General features: G+C 67.4%; 19 protein-coding genes, 3 tRNA genes and 1 pseudogene. 9 read left to right on the top strand and 14 right to left on the bottom strand.

Annotated features, from left to right (window positions below):
* Positions 1 to 36 precede the first annotated feature (36 nt).
* Genes V3328_RS23455 through V3328_RS23415 form a run of 9 tightly spaced genes read right to left on the bottom strand, consistent with a single transcriptional unit; the run spans position 37 to position 10046 of the window.
* Positions 37 to 1548, bottom strand: coding sequence for an aldehyde dehydrogenase family protein (locus V3328_RS23455; protein WP_340332158.1), 1512 nt, complete (start codon positions 1546 to 1548; stop codon positions 37 to 39).
* A 54-nt stretch (positions 1549 to 1602) separates the two neighbouring features.
* Positions 1603 to 2361, bottom strand: coding sequence for an SDR family NAD(P)-dependent oxidoreductase (locus V3328_RS23450; protein ID WP_340332157.1), 759 nt, complete (start codon positions 2359 to 2361; stop codon positions 1603 to 1605).
* Positions 2362 to 2410: 49 nt separating this feature from the next.
* Complete coding sequence (locus tag V3328_RS23445; protein WP_340332156.1) at positions 2411 to 3970, bottom strand: class I adenylate-forming enzyme family protein; 1560 nt, start codon at positions 3968 to 3970, stop codon at positions 2411 to 2413.
* 34 nt (positions 3971 to 4004) lie between these two features.
* A complete protein-coding gene (locus V3328_RS23440; protein WP_340332155.1) occupies positions 4005 to 4757 on the bottom strand; it encodes an SDR family NAD(P)-dependent oxidoreductase in 753 nt (250 codons plus the stop codon).
* Between the two features lie 2 nt (positions 4758 to 4759).
* Positions 4760 to 7165, bottom strand: coding sequence for a xanthine dehydrogenase family protein molybdopterin-binding subunit (locus V3328_RS23435; protein ID WP_340332154.1), 2406 nt, complete (start codon positions 7163 to 7165; stop codon positions 4760 to 4762).
* The gene (locus V3328_RS23430) at positions 7158 to 7919 is read right to left on the bottom strand and encodes an N-acyl homoserine lactonase family protein (protein WP_340332153.1); all 762 of its coding nucleotides are present in this window, start codon (positions 7917 to 7919) and stop codon (positions 7158 to 7160) included. The genes V3328_RS23435 and V3328_RS23430 overlap by 8 nt, the downstream gene beginning before the upstream one ends.
* Positions 7919 to 8401, bottom strand: a complete 483-nt coding sequence (locus V3328_RS23425) for a (2Fe-2S)-binding protein (RefSeq protein ID WP_340332152.1) — start codon at positions 8399 to 8401, stop codon at positions 7919 to 7921. Before V3328_RS23425 ends, V3328_RS23430 begins: the two co-directional genes overlap by 1 nt.
* On the bottom strand, positions 8398 to 9294 hold the full coding sequence (locus tag V3328_RS23420; protein ID WP_340332151.1) for an FAD binding domain-containing protein: 897 nt from the start codon (positions 9292 to 9294) through the stop codon (positions 8398 to 8400). The genes V3328_RS23425 and V3328_RS23420 overlap by 4 nt, the downstream gene beginning before the upstream one ends.
* Positions 9294 to 10046 carry an enoyl-CoA hydratase-related protein gene (locus tag V3328_RS23415; RefSeq protein WP_340332150.1) on the bottom strand — a complete coding sequence of 251 codons (753 nt, stop codon included), beginning with the start codon at positions 10044 to 10046 and terminating at the stop codon, positions 9294 to 9296. The genes V3328_RS23420 and V3328_RS23415 overlap by 1 nt, the downstream gene beginning before the upstream one ends.
* A 439-nt stretch (positions 10047 to 10485) precedes the next feature.
* Between V3328_RS23415 and V3328_RS23410 the strand changes: the two genes are divergently transcribed.
* The 6 genes from V3328_RS23410 to V3328_RS23385 all read left to right on the top strand — a co-directional run bounded on the left by V3328_RS23410 (position 10486) and on the right by V3328_RS23385 (position 17459).
* On the top strand, positions 10486 to 11310 hold the full coding sequence (locus tag V3328_RS23410; RefSeq protein WP_340332149.1) for an ABC transporter ATP-binding protein: 825 nt from the start codon (positions 10486 to 10488) through the stop codon (positions 11308 to 11310).
* A gap of 7 nt (positions 11311 to 11317) precedes the next feature.
* Positions 11318 to 13255 carry an AMP-binding protein gene (locus tag V3328_RS23405; protein WP_340332148.1) on the top strand — a complete coding sequence of 646 codons (1938 nt, stop codon included), beginning with the start codon at positions 11318 to 11320 and terminating at the stop codon, positions 13253 to 13255.
* Between the two features lie 17 nt (positions 13256 to 13272).
* Positions 13273 to 14166 carry a branched-chain amino acid ABC transporter permease gene (locus V3328_RS23400; RefSeq protein ID WP_340332147.1) on the top strand — a complete coding sequence of 298 codons (894 nt, stop codon included), beginning with the start codon at positions 13273 to 13275 and terminating at the stop codon, positions 14164 to 14166.
* 5 nt (positions 14167 to 14171) lie between these two features.
* A complete protein-coding gene (locus V3328_RS23395) occupies positions 14172 to 15242 on the top strand; it encodes a branched-chain amino acid ABC transporter permease (RefSeq protein WP_340332146.1) in 1071 nt (356 codons plus the stop codon).
* A gap of 41 nt (positions 15243 to 15283) precedes the next feature.
* Positions 15284 to 16561, top strand: coding sequence for an ABC transporter substrate-binding protein (locus tag V3328_RS23390; RefSeq protein WP_340332145.1), 1278 nt, complete (start codon positions 15284 to 15286; stop codon positions 16559 to 16561).
* 70 nt (positions 16562 to 16631) lie between these two features.
* The gene (locus tag V3328_RS23385) at positions 16632 to 17459 is read left to right on the top strand and encodes an ABC transporter ATP-binding protein (protein ID WP_340332144.1); all 828 of its coding nucleotides are present in this window, start codon (positions 16632 to 16634) and stop codon (positions 17457 to 17459) included.
* A gap of 89 nt (positions 17460 to 17548) precedes the next feature.
* On the opposite strand, the gene V3328_RS23380 is transcribed toward V3328_RS23385, so the two are convergent.
* Positions 17549 to 17624 (bottom strand) — tRNA-Thr (locus V3328_RS23380).
* A 195-nt stretch (positions 17625 to 17819) separates the two neighbouring features.
* Here V3328_RS23380 and V3328_RS23375 point away from each other — a divergent pair.
* On the top strand, positions 17820 to 18230 hold the full coding sequence (locus V3328_RS23375; RefSeq protein WP_340332143.1) for a hypothetical protein: 411 nt from the start codon (positions 17820 to 17822) through the stop codon (positions 18228 to 18230).
* 58 nt (positions 18231 to 18288) lie between these two features.
* On the opposite strand, the gene V3328_RS23370 is transcribed toward V3328_RS23375, so the two are convergent.
* The 3 genes and pseudogenes from V3328_RS23370 to V3328_RS23360 form a co-directional block, all read right to left on the bottom strand.
* Positions 18289 to 19080 carry a hypothetical protein gene (locus V3328_RS23370; RefSeq protein ID WP_340332142.1) on the bottom strand — a complete coding sequence of 264 codons (792 nt, stop codon included), beginning with the start codon at positions 19078 to 19080 and terminating at the stop codon, positions 18289 to 18291.
* 124 nt (positions 19081 to 19204) lie between these two features.
* Positions 19205 to 19729, bottom strand: coding sequence for a TrmH family RNA methyltransferase (locus tag V3328_RS23365; RefSeq protein WP_340332298.1), 525 nt, complete (start codon positions 19727 to 19729; stop codon positions 19205 to 19207).
* Positions 19730 to 19750: 21 nt separating this feature from the next.
* Positions 19751 to 20020 (bottom strand): annotated as a pseudogene (locus tag V3328_RS23360) (23S rRNA (guanosine(2251)-2'-O)-methyltransferase RlmB); the annotation flags it as partial.
* A gap of 140 nt (positions 20021 to 20160) precedes the next feature.
* On the opposite strand from V3328_RS23360, the gene V3328_RS23355 reads away from it, so the two are divergent.
* Together V3328_RS23355 and V3328_RS23350 are read left to right on the top strand one after the other, a co-directional pair.
* A tRNA-Tyr gene (locus V3328_RS23355) sits at positions 20161 to 20245 on the top strand.
* 25 nt (positions 20246 to 20270) lie between these two features.
* Positions 20271 to 20344: transfer RNA gene (locus V3328_RS23350), tRNA-Gly, on the top strand.
* Here the strand turns inward: V3328_RS23350 and V3328_RS23345 are convergent.
* Positions 20333 to 20541, bottom strand: a 209-nt coding sequence (locus V3328_RS23345) for a hypothetical protein (protein WP_340332141.1), incomplete at its 5' end; no start/stop codon positions are given. The two genes, V3328_RS23350 and V3328_RS23345, sit on opposite strands and share 12 nt — an antisense overlap.

The following is a 20541-nucleotide window of genomic DNA, read 5'->3' as shown; positions in this document are numbered from 1 at the left end:
CGGCGGCGGCTCCCGGGGCCGCGGATCTTTCGCCGGCTAGACCAGCATGCACACCGACTTGGTCTCGGTGTACATGTCCATCACCGCGCGGCCCATCTCCCGCCCGATGCCGGACTGCTTGTAGCCGCCGAAGGGCAGCGCCGGGTCGATGAGGCCGTGGCAGTTGACCCAGACGGTCCCGACCTTCAGCCGCGGCACGAGCCGGTGGACGTTGCTCAAATCGCGCGACCAGATGCTGGCGGCGAGACCGAACGGGGTGTCGTTCGCGACCCGGGCGATGTCATCAATGTCGGAGAAGCGGGAGGCGACCAGCACGGGGCCGAAGATCTCCTCGCGGACGACCTTGGTGTCCGGACCGGCATCGACGAGAACGGTCGGACGGACGAAATAGCCCTTTTCCCGGTCGGGCGACCCGCCGGCGGCGAGCCTGGCGCCGTCCTCGAGGCCGCTCCGGATGTAGCCGGTCACCCGGTCGAGCTGCTTCTGCGAGACCAGCGGCCCCATCTGCGTGTCGGGGTCCAGTCCCGGGCCGAGCCGGACCTTGTCCGCGTACTCGCAGATGCCCTCGACCACGGCGTCGAAGATCTTGTCGTGGACGTAGAGCCGGGAGCCGGCGGTGCAGACCTGGCCGTGGTTGAAGAAGATCGCGTTGGAGGCGCCGAAGACCGCCGACCTGGTGTCGGCGTCGTCGAGGACGATGACGGGCGACTTGCCGCCGAGCTCCAGCGACACCCGCGTCATGTTGTCCATCGCGGCCTTGCCGACCAGCTTGCCGACCTCCGTCGAGCCGGTGAAGGCGACCTTGTCGACGTCCGGATGGGCTGAGAGCGCGGCACCGGCGACCTCGCCGGTTCCCGTGACGACGTTCACGACGCCCTTCGGGCAGCCCACCTTTTCCAGCAGCTTGGCAAGGTAGAGCGCCGTCAGCGGCGTCTCTTCCGCCGGCTTGAGGACGACGGTGCAGCCGGCGGCGAGGGCGGGGCCGATCTTCCAGGCGGCCATCAGCAGCGGGAAGTTCCACGGGATGATGGCGCCGACGACGCCGACGGGCTCCTTGCGGGTGAAGGCGAAATATTCGCCCTGCCGCGGGCGGGGGAAGGAGACGTCGACCGTGGAGCCCTCGAGCTTGGTCGCCCAGCCGGCGATGTAGCGGAAGAACTCGACGGCGCCGCGGACGTCGACGCGCTTCGCCATCGCCAGCGTTTTGCCGTTGTCGAGGCACTCGAGTTCGGCCAGCACATCCGTCTGAGCCTCGACCTCGTCAGCCAGCCGCAGCAGGAGCCGCTCGCGGTCGGCCGGCCGCAGCGCCGACCAGTCCTTGCCCTCGAAGGCCGCACGGGCGGCACTGACCGCGCGGTCGATGTCGGCGGCCGTCCCAGCCGGCACGTGCGCGATCGGCTCGCCCGTGGCGGGGTCTATGACGGCCATGGTCTGCCCCGACTCGGAGGCCACCGCCTCTCCGTCGATCACCAGGCCGTGCCGGGCGGAGAGGAAGTCCGTGGTCGCCTGCGACAGGGCGGGCGGCGGGGTCTCTGCTGCGACGTTCATATGCTTATTCCCGTTTGGAGTGAGTCGAGTGCTGCGTGGTCCCGGCGGATGACGTCAGTGGAAGACGGTGCCGCCGTCGACGGCGATGGTCTGTCCGGTGACGAAGCGGCTGTCGTCAGACACGAGCCAGGTCATAGCGCCGGTGACGTCGACGGCTTCGAGATTGCGCTGCAGCGCCTGTCCGGCCTTGACCGTCTTGAGCGCCACTTCCGTCTTGTCGGCGAAGAATTCCTTGGTTCCCTCCGTCAGCACGGCGCTTGGCGCGATGGCGTTGACGCGGATGTTGTCCCGGCCGAGCTCGCGGGCGAGGCCCCGCGTCAGGCCGATGACCGCGGCCTTGGAGGTGGTGTAGTGCAGGCTGAACGGCATGCCGAAGGTCGCGGCCAGCGAGGAAATGTTGACGATGCTGCCGCCGCCCTGCTGGCGGATCGCCGGAACGGCGGCCTTGCAGCAGTTCCAGATGCCCTTGACGTTGACATTCATCGAGGCGTCCCAGTCGGCTTCCGCGATGGCGTCGAACCGGCCGCCCCTGAGAGCGCCGTAGAGGGCGGCGTTGTTGATCAGCGCGTCGAGCCGGCCGAACTCGCCGACCGCCTGTTCGACCGCCGCGAGAGCGGAGGCTGCGTCGGTGACGTCGAGCTCGACGGCCAGCGCCTTGCCGCCCTCCTTCCCGACAAGCTCGACCGTCTGCGAGCAGTCGTTGATGTCGGCTGCCACGACATTGGCGCCGGCCGCCGCGAAGATCCGCGCCGCCTCCTGGCCGATGCCGCGCGCCGCGCCGGTGATCAGTACAGTCTTGCCGTTAACGCTCATTGGAATTGCCTCATGTGTTGGCGAGGATCGGTGGTGGCCCGGCCGGATCTCACGACCCGCCGGCGCGGATGTCCTTGAGTTTCTCGATCAGCTGGAAGCGCATGATCTTTCCAGACCCGGTCCGCGGGATGTCGGGAACGACATGCACGGCTTCCGGGACCTTGTAGGCGGAGAGGTAGGTGCGGCAGTGGGCGATCAGCGCCTCGGCCGAGATCTCCGCATCCGGGGCGAGTGCGACGAAAACCACCGGCACTTCCCCCAGCTCCGCATGCGGGCAGGCGACCGCGGCGCAGTCGGCAATGCCCTCGTGCCGTACGACGACCTCCTCGATCTCGGCGGGGGCGATGTTCTGGCCGCCGCGGATGATCAGCTCCTTGAGGCGCCCGGTGATGGTGATGAAGCCGTCGCGATCGAACCTGGCGAGGTCTCCCGTGTGGTACCAGCCGTCGCGGATCGCCGAGGCGGTCTCCTCGGGCTTGTTGTGATAGCCCGGCATGATGGTCGGGCCGCGCACGATCAGTTCGCCGACCGTCTCCGGCTCGACGTCGCGGCCGTCCGCGGGATCGACGATCCGCACGCACAGCCCGGCGAAGGGCAGGCCGCAGGAGCCCGGGACGCGGCCGCCGGCCGGCGCGTTCATCGCTACGAAGGTCGATGTCTCGGTGATGCCGTAGCCGTCAAGCAGCGGCACCTGAAACCGCTTCTCGAAGGCGTCGACGACCGAAGCGGCCATGACCGCGCCGCCGGTGATGCACATCCGCAGGTTCGGAAACGGCGGATGGTCCGGGCCGGTGGCGTTGAGCAGATAGTGATACTGGGTGGGCACGCCCGGGAAGAATGTGAACTCGCCGCTTTCGAGAAGCCGGATCGTCTCCTGCGTCGAAAACCTCTCGCAGAGCCGGGCCGATGCGCCCAGCGCGACGACCGTCAGCACGGTGGTGTTCAGGGCGTAGGAGTGAAACAGCGGCACCGTCGACAGGAACCGGTCGTCTTCCGTCAGCCCCATCCGCACGGCCCAGCAGCTTGCTGTGACCCACAGAATCCCGTGCAGCGTCAGAAGCACGCCCTTGGCGCGTCCCGTCGTGCCGGACGTGTAGACGATGAAGGCCGGGTCGTGGAGGCGGTCGGGATCGGGCGCAGCGCGGCCCGGCGCCTCGGCGGCCAGCTCGGAGAAGCGCGCCTCGCCGACGGGAGCGTGGCCGGCGCGGTCGACGAGGATCAGGCTGATCCCGAGCGCCAGCACCGTGTCCCTGACGAGCGCGTACCGCTCGTCCGTCGTCACCAGGACCCGGCAGCCGGCGTCTTCCAGGCGATAGGCCACTTCGGCGAGCGGGGCGTCGTAGTTGATCGGGACGGCGATGGCGCCGGCCCGCACCGCCGCGAAGCAGGCCTGGATCCACGGCACGGAGTTCGGCAGCATGACCGCCACCGCGCGGCCGTCGCCGATGCCCCACTCGGCGAGATGACCCGCCAGGTTGGCGGTCGTCCGATACAAGTCGCGGTATGAAACCTCGCCGCTGTCGTCCGAGAAGGCGACCTTGTCGGGCCGTGCCTCCGCCTGGCGGCGGAGCAGCTCCGGGAGGGGAGCGATCAGGTCTTTTCGTATCATCGGTTCGTTTTCCGGTTCGTCCGTTCGATCCGGTTCAGACCATGCAGTAGCCGCCGCTGACGCTGATCGTCTGGCCGGTAATCCAGCTGCCGCTGTCGGAGGCGAGAAGCGCCACCAGCGGCGGCACGTCGTCGGCCTTGCCGAGCCGGCGCGTGGGATAGAACTTCACCAGCTTTTCGCGGTTGGCATCGAGCCATTCCTGCCCGTGCCCGGTTTCCACCAGCCCGAGCGAGATCGCGTTGGCGGTGACCCCGTAGCGGCCCATCTCGCGGGCCAGCGACTTGATCAGCCCGACGGCGCCGGCGCGCGCTGCGGCGGCGAGAGCCAATCCGGACTCGCCGACGCGGGAACTGTCGCCAATCAGGCCGACGATCCGTCCGTGCCCGCTCTTCTTCAGATGCGGGGCGGCGGCATGGCAGCAGTGGACGGCCCCATAGAGGCAGCTGCCGATCTGCTTCTGCCAGTCCTCCGGGGTGGTGCTCTCGAAGGCCTTGCGCTCGACGAAGCCGGCGTTGTTGATCAGGATGTCGAGCGAGCCGAAGTCCTCGACGATCTTGCCGACCCCCGATTGCACGGCGGCCCAGTCGGAGACGTCGGCCCGGTAGGCCTTCGCCTTGCCGCCGGCTTCCTCGATCTCCCGCACGATGGCGTTCGCCGCGTCAGCCGAGGAGTTGTAGTTGACGGCGACGGACGCGCCTTCGCGGGCGAGCGTCTGCGCGATCGCCCGACCCACGCCGCTCGTCGCGCCAGTCACCAGGGCGACGCGACCACCAAGTTGAAAATCCATCGTTACGTTTCCTCGGCCTTTGCGTTTTCGATCAGCCGGAACAGGCGTTCCGGGGTTACGGGAAGCTCGTTGATGTCGACGTCGAGGTGCGACAGGGCGTCGGCGAGAGCGTTGGCAATCGCAGCCGGCGCTCCGATCGTCCCGCCTTCGCCCATGCCCCGGAACCCGCCAAGCGTCTGCGGTGAGGAGGCTTCCAGGTGGACGATCTCGACGGCGGGAACGTTGGCGGCGGTCGGCACCACGTAGTCGGCGAGGCTGGCCGTCAGAATCTGTCCCTCGCCGTCGTAGACGACCTCCTCGAACAGGGCGGCCCCGATGCCTTGCGCGACGGCGCCCTGCACCTGGCCGTCGACGATCATCGGGTTGATGATCCGGCCGCAGTCTTCGGCGACGAAGAACCTGTCGAGCGTCACCTTGTAGGTGCGCGGATCGATTTCCAGCGTGCAGATGTGCGTGGCGGACGTGGCGGTGCCGACGAAGGGGTCGTAGACCCTGGTGCTCTGCATCTCCTCGCGGAGATCGGGGGGCAGGCGGCCGACGTCGACATAGACGGCCCTGGCGATGTCCTTGAACGAAAGCGACCGGTTCGTCCCGGTCCGGGAGATCTGGCCGTCATAGGCCTCGAGTTCCTCCACCGGGGCGTCGAGAACGAAGGCGGCGACGCGGAGGATCTTCGCCTTGAGGTCGCGCGAGGCCAGCGTCGCCGCCCCGCCGCCGAGGACGGCGCTCCGGCTCGCGTAGGTCCCGGTTCCGTGCGCCACCGCGGCGCTGTCGCCCTGGACGATCCGGACGTCGTTGATGTCGCAGCCCAGTTCGTCGGCGACGACCTGGGCGAGGGTCGTTTCCAGGCCCTGGCCGTGCGAGGCGACGCCGAAGGCGGCGGTGACGGAGCCGGTCGAATCGAGCCGGATCGTCGACTGCTCGGTGCCGGTGTTGATGGGCATGCCCGGCGCCGCCGAGATCCGCGTGCCGATGCCGGTGAGTTCGGCGTAGCTGGCGATGCCGATGCCGTAGAGACGGCCCTCCGCCCGGGCCTTCGCCTGCATCGCCCGAAGCTCGCCGTAGCGAACGCCGTCGAGCGCTGCCTCTAGGCTCTCGGTGAAGCACGACTGGTCCCAGACGATGCCGGAGGCCGTGCGGTAGGGGAATTCGTCGGGGGCGACGAGATTGCGCCGCCGCATCTCGGCCGGGTCGAGGCCGAGGCGGCGGGCGGCCATGTCGATCAGCCGCTCGATGACGAAGGTGGAGATCGGCCGGCCGACGCCCCGGTACGGGCCGGTCGGCGCCTTGGAGGTGCAGACCGCCCGCGTGCGGCCGCGATAGGCCTGCAGCCGGTACGGGCCGGGCAGGAAGCTCGCCACCTGGACGGGCTCCAGCGCGCCGGTCCACGGGTAGATCGAGTAGGCGCCGATGTCGCCCAGCACCTCGGCGGTCAGCGCGAGCAGCCGTCCCTCAGCATCGACGCCGAGTTCGGCGGTGACGATCTCGTCGAACGCCTGGCTGGTCGAGATCAGGTCCTCGAGGCGGTCGCTGGTCCATCTGACCGGCTGGTCGAGCCGGCGCGCCAGCAGGGCGACGAGAAGTTCCTCCTGGTAGAGCGATCCCTTGCCGCCGAAGCCCCCGCCGACGTCGGGCGCCACCACGCGGATCCCATGGGCGGGGACGTCGAGCAGCTCCGCCAGCAGGTCGCGGATGATGCCCGGGATCTGCGTCGACGAGGTCAGCGTCAGCAGATTGCGGCCGCCGTCGTATTCGGCGAGGTAGCTCCGCCCCTCGATCGCCATCGGCGTCTTGCGACGCATCCTGAAACGACCGCCGACCCGCACCGCGGCCGCCGCCATCTCCGCGTCGGCGTCGTCGCGGGCGAAGACGCGCTCGACCAGCACGTTGGTGCCCGCCTCCTCGTGCAGAAGCGGCGCGTCCCCCTCCGCGGCGGCTTCCGGATCGACCACGCCGGGCAGCGGCCGGTATTGGACGTCGAGATGCTCCAGCGCATCCTCGGCGCAGTAGCGGCTCTCGGCGACGACCGCGACGACGGGCTCGCCGACGTAGCGGACCTTGTGCCTGGCGAGGGGAAAGAGCGAGGTGGCGTGGTAGTTCTTCATCCGCGAGGTGGCGCGGACCGGCGCGATGTCTCCCAGATCCTCCGCCGTGAAGACCGCCACGACCCCCGGCATCTCCGCCGCCGCCCCGGTATCGATATCGACGATCCGGGCGTGCGACTGGTCGCTGCGCCGGAACGCCACGTGCAGCGCATGGGGCGGCGCCTTGTCGTCGGTGAAGCTTCCGCGACCGGACAGGAGGCGCGGATCCTCGAAGCGCTTGACCCTGCTGCCGACGCGGCGCGGGCGGCGATCGCGCGCCACCGTGTCCGCGCGGTCGGCGAGCAGGGGCGGGTGCTCATTCATAGGCGTCGGCGCCCTTCTTCAGCGTCGACCACTGCGCGTCGTCATGGCCGAAGAGGACGGTCGCGCCGTCGGCGGCGATCCGCCGGACGAGAGCGAGCGACCGCGTCGCCTCCTCGACGTTCCAGGTGTTGCGCGGGACGGTGCCCTGCTCGAGGTTGTCGCGGAAGCTGACGGCATCGGATGCCAGCAGGAAGGAGCCGGACCTGTCGAGCTCGACATGCGCGGCGACGGTTCCCGGCGTGTGACCGGGCAGGGGAACGACGACGATGCGATTGTCGCCGAACACGTCATGTTCGGCGTCGATCTCCTGGAGCGGCAGCGGCTGGTCCCAGTCGTCCCTGACGTAGCCGGACCGGTCGCTGTCGGGCGCGCGGGCCGCGGCCAATTCGCTGGCGTGGCAGAGCAGGGTCGCCCGCGTGAAGAAGGCGGTGCAGCCGCAGTGATCCGAATGCAGGTGCGAGCAGATGACGAGGTCGACGTCCTCCGGCCCCACGCCGACGTCCCGGAGATTGTCGACGACGGTGTCGTCGGCGGCAGCGATCGGCGCCATGATCCGCGCCATGCCGCCCCAGCGCGCGGCGGCATCCTCCGCTGCGGCCGGATGATAGCCCGCGTCGAACAGGACGTTGCCCTGCGGATGACGCAGCAGGAACGCCGAGACCGGCAGTTCCATCGTGGCGCCGCGATCGGCGTCCGCGTCGTAGACGCTCTTGCGCACCCGCAGGCGGCCGCCGGACAGGGCATGCATCTTCATTACTCCTGGCCTCCTTCCCGACGGATGAGTGCTTCGACCGCCGCCACGATGTGTTCATAGCCGGTGCACCGGCAGAGATTGCCCGACAGTCCTTCGCGAATTTCCTCGCGGCTCGCCGTTGGGTGCTTCCGCAGCAGGTCGACGCAGGTCATCAGGATGCCGGGCGTGCAGAAGCCGCACTGCAGTCCGTGGTTGGCGCGGAAGGACTCCTGCAGCGGCGACAGGGACGCCGGCGTGCCGAGGCCCTCGACCGTCTCGATCGCGGCGCCGTCGCACTGGATGGCGAACATCAGGCAGGCGCGGACGCTGTGGCCGTCGACGAGCACGGTGCAGGCGCCGCAGACGCCGTGCTCGCATCCGACATGGGTGCCGGTGAGGCCGAGTTCCTGGCGCAGGAAGTCCGACAGCAGCAGGCGCGGCTCGACGCTGCGCCGGTAGCGCCGGCCGTTCACCGTGGTTTCGATGGCGCGCAGGCCGCTCATGCGTCGACGCCCGCAGCGGCAGGCGTGCCGGCGGCACGCGCCCCGGCCACCTCGAGGCATCGTTCCGTGAGCGCCTCGACGAGGTGGCGGCGGTAGTCGGCCGAGGCCTTGAGGTCCGTCTCGGGATCGACTTCCTGCCGCGCGTGCGCCGCCGCGTCTCGGATCGCGGCCTCGGTCAGCGGCTGCCCGACCAGCGCCTCCTCGACCGCGTGCAGGCGCAGCGGCGTCGGCCCGACGCCCATCGCCGCCAGCCGCATCTCGGCCACGGTGCCCTCCCGGAGCTCGACGATTGCAGCGACCGCCGCGATGGCGAAGTCTCCGCTGCGCTGGGAAAACTCCTCGAACGCCCAGCCGGCGCCGGCCGGCAGCGGCGGCACCTCGATCCCGGTCAGGATTTCGTCCTCCTCGATGGCGCTCATCAGCGGGCCCTCGAAGAATTCCTCCGCCGGATGCACCCGGGATCCGGCGGTACTGCGGGTGTGCAGGCGGGCGTCGAGCAGGACCATCATCATCGGCAGTTCGGCCGCCGGATCGGCATGGCAGAGGCTGCCGCCGATCGTGCCGCGGTTGCGGATGGCGAGGTGGGCGACGTGGCGAACGGCCTCGCCGAGCACCGGAAAGCGCTCCCTGACCAGGGCCGAGGTTTCCAGCGTGACATGGCGGGTGAGGGCGCCGATGCGCAGCGCCCCGCCGTCGTCGACGCGCAGGACCTGCAGTTCCTCAAGACCGTTGATGTCGATCAGCATCGCCGGACGCAGCATCCGGAAGTTCAGGAGCGGCACCAGGCTCTGGCCGCCGGCGAGAATCTTCGCGTCGTCGCGGTGCCGGTGCAGGGCCTCGAGGGCCTCGTCCAGGCTCGTCGGCCGCAGGTACTCGAACGCCGCCGGCTTCATCAGCGTCCCTCGAAGACCGGCTTGCGCTTGGCGGCGAACGCCTCGCGCGCCTCCCGGTAGTCGCGGCTGTCGGAAGCTTGGGCGATCAGGTCCTCCACGGCCCGCATGTCGAGGGCGTCCATGGCGAGCCCGTTGAGGATCGCCTTGGCGCCGCGGATCGACAGGGGCGCACTGTCGGCGAACTCGGCGGCCAGCGCGCGCGCCTCGTCGTCAGCCGAGGACCCGAGCCGGTCGAGGAAGCCGAGCTTCAGGCCTTCCTCGGAATCAAACCGGGCGCCGCCGAAGAGGATCCGCTTCGCCGCGGGAATGCCGACCAGCGCGGCCAGCCGGCGCGTCGAATTGATGCCGTACACGATCGACAGCTTGGCCGAGGGGATGCCTATCCGGGCGCCCGGCTCCGCGACCCTGAAATCGCACGCCATCGCCAGATGACAGGCGCCGCCGAGACAGTAGCCCCGAATGGTGGCGATGGTCGGCTGCGGCGCGCCGAAGATGGCGTCGGATGCCTCCTCGACGGCGCGTTCGTAGGCGCGCGCCTGTCCGGCGTCGTTGCGCACCGCGCCGAATTCCGCGATGTCGGCTCCGGTGGAAAAGTGGTCGCCGGCGCCGGTCAGGATGATCGCGCGAACCTGTGATGGGGGGGTTGCCGACAGGTCGGCGAAGACGCGGCCGATCTCGTGCCACATCGCCAGGGTGATCGCGTTGCGGTGGTCGCTGCGATCCAGCGTCACGACCGCGAGTCGATCGGCCACATCAAGGCGAATGGTACCGTCCGACGGCGGCAAGGCGCTTTCCACTCCCGTTTTATGCGCGGCCGGCGAATGCCGTCGCGTCGTTTTTGGCCAGAACCGGGCGGGGGCAACCTGCCCCGAGCGCAGACGGCTGCTGGCTCCATCCAGTAGCTTGCTTAACTAGACTTTTCATTTCCCGTGTGTCAATGCCCGACGCCGGTGGCGGCGTCAGGCAACTGGCGCCCGGTCCCGGTCCGTTGCACGGCACCGGCGCCGGGCGTCTTGACAAGGCATCAGACAGTAGGTCTAGTTAAGCAAGCTACTAAAAACCTGCGGACGCAACGCGGCGCGGGACAAGAACATCAGGGGAAACGCGGCAGATGGATCGGCGGTCAGACATCCGGCCGGACATGCTCAACGACGATTCGGCACCTTCGGCGGTGACGGGTGCCGTTGCGGCATGTGCAGGCTTCGAGGCGGCATCGGCGGGGGCTGCGCGGTGACGTCACCGCTGCTCGAACTGTCGAACGTGTCGCTCCAGTTTGGTGGCGTCACGGCGCTGTCCGAAGTCGACCTGGGGGTCGAGGAGGGCGAGCTCTACTCGATCATCGGGCCAAATGGTGCCGGCAAGACGTCTCTGCTGAACTGCATCTCCGGTCGCTACTTCCCCACATTCGGGACCATCAGTTTCGACGGGCGCGACATCACGCGGCTGCGCACCGACAAGCGCGCCGCGATCGGCATCGGCCGGACCTTCCAGAACCTCGCGCTGTTCGGCCACATGAGCGTCATCGACAACATCCTGGTCGGCCGCCACCACCTCGTCCGCAACAATTTCCTGACCGGGTCGCTCTACTGGATCGGCGGGGCCCAGAAGGAAGAGCTCGAGCAGCGGCGCGAGATCGAGGAGATCATCGATTTCCTCGAGATCCAGCACATCCGCCACGCCACCGCCGGCACCCTGCCGTATGGCCTGCGCAAGCGGGTCGAGCTGGCCCGCGCCGTCGCGCTGAAGCCGAAGCTCCTGCTCCTCGACGAGCCCATGGCGGGCATGAACCTCGAGGAGAAGATGGACATGGCCCGCTACATCGTCGACCTCAACGACGAATGGGGGATCACGATCATCATGATCGAGCACGACATGGCGGTCGTCACCGACATTTCCAGCCGGATCACGGTGCTGGACTTCGGCAAGAAGATCGCCGAGGGCGTGCCGGAGGAGGTCATGGCCCATCCGGACGTGCAGCGCGCCTATCTCGGCGACGACGAACTGGAAGAAGCTTGAGGGCGGCATGACCGACACGACGGCCGGCCGGGACCGCCTCGACACCTTCCCGAAGCTGCTGCGCCACAACGCAAAGGCCTTCGCCTCGCAGGTCGCGTTGCGGGAAAAGGATTACGGCATCTGGCATCCGATGACCTGGGCCGAGTTCGACCAGAAGGTTCGCACGCGCGCGCTTGCACTGCGTGACCTCGGGATCGGCCGCGGCGACGTCGTCGCGATCATCGGGGACAACCGGCCGGACTGGGTGATCAGCGAGATCGCCGTTCACGCCGTCGGCGCGCTGAGTCTGGGGCTTTACCGGGACTCGCTGGAGAGCGAGGTGGCCTACCTGCTCACCCATTCGGGTACCGCGCTGGTCTTTGCGGAAGATGAAGAGCAGGTCGACAAGATCCTCAATCTCGGCGAGGCGGCGGCGAACCTCAAAGCGATCGTCTACACCGATCCGAGGGGGATGCGGAAATACGACGATCCGCGCCTCATGAAGGCTGAAGAGCTGGATGCGGCCGGTGCCCGGACCGCCAGGCAGCGGCCCTCGCTCTACGACGAGATGATCGACTCCGTCTCGGGAGAGGACGTCGCCGTGCTCTGCACCACGTCGGGCACCACCACCCATCCGAAGCTGGTGATGCTGCCGGCCGGGCGGATCATCGACCACGCGCGCAAGTACCTGCAGTTCGACCCGAAGGGGCCCGACGACCAGTACGTCTCGGTGCTGCCGATGCCGTGGATCGTCGAGCAGGTGCACGTGTTCGGCAAGGCGCTGCTGTGCCGCATGCCGGTCAGCTTCCCCGAGGAGCCGGAGACGCTGATGGCGGACCTGCGGGAAATCGGGCCGACCTTCCTGCTGATGGCGCCGCGGGTGTGGGAGGGCATCGCCGCCGACATCCGGGCCAGGATGATGGACGCCTCCTGGTTCAAGCGCCGGATGTTCGCGCTGGCGCTGTCGATCAACGAGAAGGCCGCGGCGCGCAACAGACGGTCGTGGCTTGCCGACTTCCTGGCCTTCCGGGCGCTGCGCGACCGGCTGGGGTTCTCGCGCCTGCGGTCCGCGGGAACCGGCGGCGCGGCGCTTGGCCCCGACACCTTTCGCTTCTTCCACGCCCTCGGCGTGCCGCTGCGCCAGGTCTACGGCCAGACGGAGCTGATGGGCACCTACATGCTTCATCGCGAGAACGACGTCGATTTCGACACTGTCGGCGTGGTCATCGACCCGGCGATCGAGGTCAGGATCGAGGCGCCGGACCGGCAGGGGGTCGGCGAGATCGTGACGCGCCACCCGAACCGCTTCGCCGGCTACTTCAAGAACGAGAAGAGCACCGCCGAGACGATGCGGGACGGCTGGGTCCACACCGGCGACGCCGGCTACTTCGACGACAAGCAGCACCTGGTGGTCATCGACCGGATGGCCGATCTCGCGGTGATGGCCTCGGGCGACCGCTACTCGCCGCAGTTCCTGGAAAACAAGCTGAAGTTCAGCTCCTACGTCGCCGAGGCGGTGACCCTCGGCAAGGGCCGCGAATATATTTCGGCGCTGATCTGCATCCGGTATTCGATCGTCTCCAAGTGGGCGGAGCGAAAGCAGATCCCCTTCACAACCTACTCCGACCTCTCCGCCAATCCGGCGGTCTATCGCCTGATCCGGGACGAGGTGGAGCGGATCAACGCGACGCTCCAGCCCAATCAGCGGATCGCCAAGTTCGTGCTCCTCTACAAGGAGCTCGACGCCGACGATGGCGAGCTGACGCGCACCCGCAAGGTGCGGCGCAGCGTCATCGAGGAGAAGTACGGGCAGATCATCTCGGCGATCTACGCCGGCGAGCCCGCCATCGACATCGACACCGTGATCACGTTCCAGGACGGCACCAACCAGCGCATCCGCACGCGTCTGAAGGTCGAGACGGTGGAAACCGGAATGACCGGCGCCTCCGGCGAGCAGGCCGCTTAGCCGAGAAAGGACATCACATGGACGGCCATCTCTTCCTGCAGCTCATGGTCAACGGCGTCATGGTCGGTGCGCTCTATGGCGTCGTCGCGATGTGCTTCGTGCTGATCTACAAGGCCTCCCATGTCGTGAACTTCGCGCAGGGCGAACTGCTGCTGGTCGGCGCCTGGGTCTGCTGGTTCTTCGTGGTGAAGTACCAACTGCCGTTCTACTTCGCCTTTCCGATCACCCTCGCGTTCATGGTCGTGCTCGGGATTCTCATCCAGGTCGTGGTGCTGCGTCCGATGATCGGCGAGCCGATCATCTCGGTGATCATGGCGACGATCGGCCTGTCGATCTTCCTGCAGGCGCTGATGAAGTGGATCTTCGGCGTCTCGGCGCAGCCGTTCCCGCCGGTGTTCAGCAAGGGGACGATCGAAGTGCTCGGCCTGCAGGTGCAGACCGAGTACGCGGCCTCGACGCTCGCCAGCGCCGTGATCATGGCCGGCTTCGCCTACTTCTTCAAATACAGCCGGATGGGCCTCGCGATGCGGGCGACGTCGTTCGATCAGCAGGTCGCCCAGTCGCTCGGCATTTCGGTGCGCCAGGTCTTCGCCCTGTCCTGGGCGATCTCGGCGGCCGTCTCCGCCGTCGCCGGCGTCGTCATCGGCGTCGTCAACGGGGTGTCGGCCGGGCTGTCGCTCTACGGCATCAAGGTCTTCCCCGCCGTCATCCTCGGCGGCCTCGACTCCATCGTCGGCGGCGTGATCGGCGGGCTCGTGATCGGCATCCTGGAAAACCTCGCCCACTACGTCGACCGGCAGTTCCTGAACTGGGGCAACCTGCACGAGATCGTGCCGTTCTACGTGCTGATCATCATCCTCATGGTCAAGCCCTACGGCCTGTTCGGCACCCGCGACATCGAGAGACTGTAAGGCCGATGACTGCAATGCTGCGCCCCAGCGGCGAGTTCGTTCAGAGCTATCGGCTCGACACCCAGATCTTCCGCACGCGCAACACCCGCTACGCGGCGGTGCTGTCGCTGATCGTGCTGGCGCTCGTGCCGCTGTTTGCGGGAAGTTACGCCCTGAACCTGCTCATCCAGATCGGCTATCTCGGCATTGCGGCGCTCGGCCTCAACCTGCTGGTCGGCTTCACCGGGCAGATCTCGATCGGCCACGCGGTGTTCTTCGGCTTCGGCGCCTTCGCCTCGGCTTGCCTGAACAACCGGCTCGGGATTCCCGTCATCTTCTCGATCCCGCTGGCGGCGCTCGCCACGGCGCTGGTCGGTCTCGTCTTCGGTCTGCCGGCGGCGCGGCTGAAGGGCCTGTACCTGGCGATCGCGACGCTGGCCGCCCAGTTCATCCTGCAGGACTTCTTCGCTCGGGCGCACTGGTTCTCCGGCGGCGTGTCGGGCAGCATCGCCGAGCCGATAACGATCTTCGGCTGGGTCGCCGACACCGACGAGAAGTTCTTCTACGTCCTGGCGGTCTTCTTCGTGCTCTCGCTGCTTCTGGTGACCAACCTGCTGCGCACCCGCGACGGGCGCGCCTTCGTGGCGGTGCGCGACCACTACCTGTCCGCGGAGATGATGGGCATCAACCTGCGGTACTACCGCACGCTCGCCTTCGGCATCTCCTCCTTCTATGCCGGGCTCGGCGGCGCCCTCTACGCCCACTATCTCGGCTACGTCTCGATCGAAGGCTTCGACATCCTGTTCTCCATCCAGTTCCTGGCGATGATCATCATCGGCGGGCTGGGGTCGGTGTCCGGTTCGATCCTCGGCACCGCCTTCATGGTGCTGCTGCCGCAGGTCATGGAGTGGCTGACGGCCGCCCTCGACGGCAGCTGGATCGACACCACGCTGCACCTCAACGAGGGTACCGCCTTTCTGCGCGAGATGGCGATCGGCCTGGTGATCGTCCTGTTCCTCATCCTCGAACCGGACGGGCTGGCGCACCGGTGGCGGCAAATCAAGGCCTACTGGAAGCTCTATCCTTTCTCTTACTGAAAATACAAACGCGAAAACAGGTGAAAACTAGGGAGTGAACGATGAGCATACTTAAATGGACTGCTGTGGTGCTTGCCGGGGGATACATTCTGGCGAGCCCCGCTCTTGCCCAGGAAACAATCTCGATCGGTCATCTGGCGGACTATTCCGGGGCGACCTCCGATGTCGGCATGCCCTACGGCCAGGGCGTCGCGGATACCTTCGAATACATCAACGAGAACGGCGGCATCAACGGCAAGAAGGTCGACATCGAAACGATCGACTACTCCTATCAGGTCCCCCGCGCCATCGCCGCCTACAAGAAGTGGGCGCAGCGCGACAAGGTGGCGGCAATCATGGGCTGGGGAACCGCCGACACCGAGGCCCTGATCACCTTCGTGACCAAGGACAAGGTGCCGTACTTCTCCGGATCCTACGCGGCGACCTTGACGGACCCTGTCGGGGATAAGGCGGAACGGGCGGCACCCTACAACTTCTTCTACGGCCCCTCGTACTCCGACGCGGCCCGCGCGCTGGTGAAGTGGGCGGCGGATGACTGGAAGGCCAAGGGCGGCGAAGGCACGCCGAAATACGTCCACATGGGCGCCAACCATCCCTATTCGAACTCGCCCAAGGCGGCGGCCGAGGAGTACGCCAAGGAACTCGGCTTCGAGGTGCTGCCGGCCATCCAGTTCTCGCTGGCGCCGGCGGACTTCACCGCCCAGTGCCTGTCGCTGAAGGAATCGGGCGCCGACTACGCCTTCATCGCCAACACCACCAACTCCAGCGTGTCGCTGCTGAAGGCCTGCGAGACGGTCGGCACCGACGTGCAGTTCCTGTCGAACGTCTGGGGCATGGACGAAGCGGCCGCCAAGGCCGCCGGCACGGCTGCCGATGGCGTCGTCATTCCCGTCCGCACCGCCGCCGTCTGGACCGACGAGGCGCCCGGGCTTGCGGTCATGAAGGAGGTCGCCAAGGTTTCTGACAGCTCCGGCGAGCAGTATCGCCCGGTGCACTACCTTGCCGGCATCTGCTCGGCGCTGTTCGTCCGCGACGCGCTGAAGTGGGCCGACGAGAATGGCGGCATCGACGGCGAGAACGTCCGCAAGGCGATGTACGCCCAGGCCGACTGGTTCCCGGAAGGGACCGACGGGGTGTGCAAGCCGATGACCTGGACCGATACGGATCACCGGCCGACCGCGGAGGTCTCGCTGTACCAGATCCACGTGACCGGCCAGCCCGACAACGACCTGAACAAGGCGATCGAGAGCGGGGCGGTGAAGATGGACAAGATCGCCACCGTCGAGCTTCCGCGCCGCGACGACTGGCACGGCCACTGAGCACGGGCAGCAGACGCCGGCCGGTCCCCGCGTCGGGGTCGGCCGGCGCTTCCGTCGACGGGAGGACGATGTGAACGCGGCAGCGCAAGCGGAACCGGCAGACGACAACCTGCTCGACGTGAGCGGCATCGAGGTCGTCTACAACGACGTCATACTGGTGCTTCGCGGCCTGAGCCTGAGCGTTCCGAAGGGCAAGATCGTCGCGCTGCTCGGCCCAAACGGCGCCGGCAAGTCGACGACGCTGAAGAGCATCTCCGGCCTGCTGAAGTCGGAGGACGGCAGGATCACGCGCGGCAGCGTCGTCTTCGGCGGCCACCGCATCAACGATCTCCAGCCGGACAACATCGTGCGGCGCGGCATCTTCCAGGTGATGGAGGGCCGGCGCATCATCGCCGACATGACCGTGCTCGAGAACCTCAAGCTCGGCGCCTTCACGCGAACCGACAGGGGACAGATCGCCGCCGACATCGACAAGGTCTACGAATACTTCCCCCGCCTGCGGGAACGCACCGGCCTTGCCGGCTATCTCTCCGGCGGCGAACAGCAGATGCTGGCGATCAGCAGGGGTCTGATGGCCAAGCCCTCGCTGATGCTGCTCGACGAGCCGTCGATGGGCCTGTCGCCGCTGCTCGTCGGCGAGGTGTTCCGGATCATCAGGCGCCTCAACGCCGAGCTCGGCCTGACCGTCCTGCTGGTCGAGCAGAACGCGCAGATGGCGCTGCGCACCGCGCACTACGGCTATATCATGGAGCAGGGCAAGATCGTGCTGGACGGGCCGGCGGAAGAGCTGACCAGCAACGAGGACGTGCGGGAGTTCTACCTCGGCCAGGGAAGCGACGCCGAGCGCCACTCGTTCAAGAACCTCAAGTCCTTCAAGCGCAGGAAGCGCTGGATCTGACCGGGTCCGGTGGCCCCTTTTTGCTACCGCCGCCACCCGGTGGATTGGCGGAGAAAATGCAAAATTGGCGATTGCAGCGATTGGGGCCTTGGTGCCGGCTGAGGGACTCGAACCCCCGACCCACGGTTTACAAAACCGTTGCTCTACCAGCTGAGCTAAGCCGGCCTGCGGACAGAAGCCGTTCGTTTACGGCTGCGCGCCCTCGTCGGGCGGGCGGACAATAGACCGATCGCCGGACTCCTGTCGACTGCCCGCGTCGGCAAAATCGCCCGGGCTTTGCGAATTCGGCTTTCCGTAACCCGCATCCGTGTAGGATGATTGTCCCGCGGGGCGGAGAATTGCGACAGGAGTGGCAATCCCATGAAACGCATCCTCACAACGGCCGTGGCGGTGCTGGCGGTCGGCGCCGCCGCGGGGCCTGTGCAAACGGCAAGAGCCGACGGCGGCGTGGTGGCGGCAGGCGTCGCCGGTCTGGCGCTCGGCGCGCTGTTCCCGTTCGCCTATGGCTACCAGTACCATCCGACCGGCTACTGGTACGTCCGCGACACCAGTGCCTACCGCTATCCCGTCTCCTATTATCGCTGGTACGCGCCGGCCGGGGGCTACATCTATGTCGGCCCGAACTGGCGGCACTGGTACCAGTACCGCGACGCGGTCTACGCGCCGCCGCCGTATTTCGTCGTGCCGCCGCAGCGCTTCGTCTACTATCCGCCGGTGCCGCAATACCGCTACTATTACGGCGCGAACCAGAAGGCGGGTGGCTACCGGTAGCCCGACTTTCCGGGGTGAGGGCAGCGCCGCTCCTCGGGTCGCATCCGACGGATTTGCGTCAGGAGGCCGCGCAGAAACCCTTCGGCGTGAAGGTCCTGATATTGCTGACCGGCGAGCCCGCCCGCACGACATATTCCGAGATCCCGTAGGGCGTGCGGGCATCCGGATCCCAGTTGTAGCTCCACCCCATGCCGGTGAACGGGTAGCCCGGCCATTTGAAGCCTTCGGTGTAGGAAGACCAGATCTGCTGGAAGACGAAGGATTGCGTGCCTTCCAGGCCGATCGGCCCGGACGGTCGTGCCGGGATATCGAAGGAGCAGTGGCGCGTGGTGATTGAAGGGTCGCTGGCGCAGGGCCTGAAGATGTACTGCGGCGAGACCCGGAACCGGACCATCTCCCAGCCGCCCGTTTGCGGCGGCATGCCCAGGATCATGTGCAGTTTCAGGAGCGGATCGGCGGCCGCCTTGCACTTGGGGCCGATTTCCCGGGGCAGCGAAATCCAGGTGTCGTGGCCCAGAACGGCGGTGTCGTCGTCGCGCGAAGCGAACCTGAGCATGCCCTTCGTGTGCGGGAACGGGTTCTCGAAATCGTCGGGAACGTCGGCCGTGCGGGCCAGGGTGATCACCGTCACCTTGCGCCGGGTTGCGTTGATGGGGACGAGCCGCTTGCGGTAGCTGGGACGCTTCACCGCCGACTGGAAGATCGACTGGAGATAGGCATTCTCCAGGTCGCTGCGATCGGCGGGCGCGGTCGCCGGCGGACCTGCGGGGTCGGACGTTGCCGTTCCGGTCGCCGACAGCATGATCATGCCGCCCACCAAGGCGGCCCGAACCATTCCAGGCAAGTGCATGTCACCCTCTCCCGAACTTCGGTGTTCATCGCGCATGTCGCCGATTGGCCTTGGCACCGGACCACGCGATCCCACTTTCCGGCGATTTGGCCGCCGGAGCAAGTCCGGCGGAACCCGGGCCTGTTCAGGGGCGGCGGGCGAGACGGTCGGCAATGTAGAGCGCCAGCACGGCGGCGTTCGACACGTTCAGGCTCGGCATTCGACCAGGCATGTCGATGCGGGCAAGGTGGCTGCAGGTCTCGCGGGTCTTCTGGCGAAGGCCTTTTCCCTCCGCGCCGAGCACAAGCGCGTAGGGCTCTGTGGGCGCAAGCGCCTCGAGCGTCGAGTCCGCGGAGGCATCGAGGCCGATCGTGGTGAAGCCGCGGCCGTTCAGTTCCTCGATCGTCCCCGAAAGGTTGCGCACCCTGGCGAGAGGCACGACGTCGAGGGCTCCGGCCGCCGATTTCGCCAGCACCGCGGTTTCGCGTGGGCTGTGCCGGGCGGTCACGACAACCGCGCCCATGTCGAAGGCGGCGGCGCTGCGCAATACCGCGCCGACGTTGTGCGGATCGGTCACCTGGTCCAGCAGCAACAGCCGGTTCGGCTGATCGAGATCCGCGAGCGGCTGCTCGGGCAGGGGATCGCAGTACAGGACGCAGCCCTGATGCACGGCTTCATCGCCGACCAGGCGGCTGATCGCGTTGCTGCTGGCTTCTTCAACGGGGACGTCGACCACTGCGCCGGCATCGGTCAGCCGCCGCAGCGCATTTGCCGTGGCGACCAGCCGGCGCCGAACCCGCCGCGGATTGGCGAGGGCTGCAGAAACCGGATGGAGTCCATATATGACGTGGTCGGCATCCGCCGCGGGGGCGGATCCGGACCGGCGGCCGGGCCGATTCGCGGGGCGGCTGCCGCCCCCCGGGCGGTTTCGGTGGCGGTGAGGCTTTCTGTCAGTGGTCATGGGTCGATTACGCGCATGTCCGGCGAGATTCCGGAAGGGGGCTGTTGACAACGCTGCGGATCATTCCCATAAAGCGCCCCACGCTGCGCCGAGCGGTTGCCGCGGGCGGGTTGCTGTGTCTTCGAATCACAATGCAAATCGGAGGGGTGCCCGAGTGGTTAAAGGGGACGGGCTGTAAACCCGTTGGCTTAGCCTACGTTGGTTCGAATCCAACCCCCTCCACCATTGCATTGGACCAGTGAGGTTTTACGCGGGTGTAGCTCAATGGTAGAGCAGCAGCCTTCCAAGCTGACGATGAGGGTTCGATTCCCTTCACCCGCTCCACGTTGCGGTGTGATCGAACGGGGCGAAATGTCGGCAACAGACCGCCGGCGGCGATGAAACGAAACGAGGCCCGGGCGGACGTTCGAGTGCGGGCGACAAGGCAGACAGGAATTCTGGGCGATGGCCAAAGCGAAGTTTGAGCGGACGAAGCCGCACTGCAACATCGGGACGATTGGTCATGTTGACCATGGCAAGAC

The organism is Microbaculum marinum (assembly GCF_037855135.1).
In the GTDB taxonomy this organism is placed as follows: Bacteria; Pseudomonadota; Alphaproteobacteria; order Rhizobiales; family Tepidamorphaceae; genus Microbaculum; species Microbaculum marinum.
Note: the sequence above shows the minus strand (reverse complement) of the source record. Positions and strands in the feature narration are given on the sequence as shown.

What these genes read in the sequence shown, in the direction of transcription:
- V3328_RS23375 (WP_340332143.1), top strand. Translation starts at nt 17,820, where the DNA reads ATGAAACGCATCCTCACAACGGCCGTGGCGGTGCTGGCGGTCGGCGCC.
- V3328_RS23440 (WP_340332155.1), bottom strand. Translation starts at nt 4,757, where the DNA reads ATGGATTTTCAACTTGGTGGTCGCGTCGCCCTGGTGACTGGCGCGACG.
- V3328_RS23445 (WP_340332156.1), bottom strand. Translation starts at nt 3,970, where the DNA reads ATGATACGAAAAGACCTGATCGCTCCCCTCCCGGAGCTGCTCCGCCGC.
- V3328_RS23430 (WP_340332153.1), bottom strand. Translation starts at nt 7,919, where the DNA reads ATGAAGATGCATGCCCTGTCCGGCGGCCGCCTGCGGGTGCGCAAGAGC.
- V3328_RS23455 (WP_340332158.1), bottom strand. Translation starts at nt 1,548, where the DNA reads ATGAACGTCGCAGCAGAGACCCCGCCGCCCGCCCTGTCGCAGGCGACC.
- V3328_RS23435 (WP_340332154.1), bottom strand. Translation starts at nt 7,165, where the DNA reads ATGAATGAGCACCCGCCCCTGCTCGCCGACCGCGCGGACACGGTGGCG.
- V3328_RS23420 (WP_340332151.1), bottom strand. Translation starts at nt 9,294, where the DNA reads ATGAAGCCGGCGGCGTTCGAGTACCTGCGGCCGACGAGCCTGGACGAG.
- V3328_RS23395 (WP_340332146.1), top strand. Translation starts at nt 14,172, where the DNA reads ATGACTGCAATGCTGCGCCCCAGCGGCGAGTTCGTTCAGAGCTATCGG.
- V3328_RS23405 (WP_340332148.1), top strand. Translation starts at nt 11,318, where the DNA reads ATGACCGACACGACGGCCGGCCGGGACCGCCTCGACACCTTCCCGAAG.
- V3328_RS23390 (WP_340332145.1), top strand. Translation starts at nt 15,284, where the DNA reads ATGAGCATACTTAAATGGACTGCTGTGGTGCTTGCCGGGGGATACATT.
- V3328_RS23370 (WP_340332142.1), bottom strand. Translation starts at nt 19,080, where the DNA reads ATGCACTTGCCTGGAATGGTTCGGGCCGCCTTGGTGGGCGGCATGATC.
- V3328_RS23410 (WP_340332149.1), top strand. Translation starts at nt 10,486, where the DNA reads ATGTGCAGGCTTCGAGGCGGCATCGGCGGGGGCTGCGCGGTGACGTCA.
- V3328_RS23425 (WP_340332152.1), bottom strand. Translation starts at nt 8,401, where the DNA reads ATGAGCGGCCTGCGCGCCATCGAAACCACGGTGAACGGCCGGCGCTAC.
- V3328_RS23400 (WP_340332147.1), top strand. Translation starts at nt 13,273, where the DNA reads ATGGACGGCCATCTCTTCCTGCAGCTCATGGTCAACGGCGTCATGGTC.
- V3328_RS23450 (WP_340332157.1), bottom strand. Translation starts at nt 2,361, where the DNA reads ATGAGCGTTAACGGCAAGACTGTACTGATCACCGGCGCGGCGCGCGGC.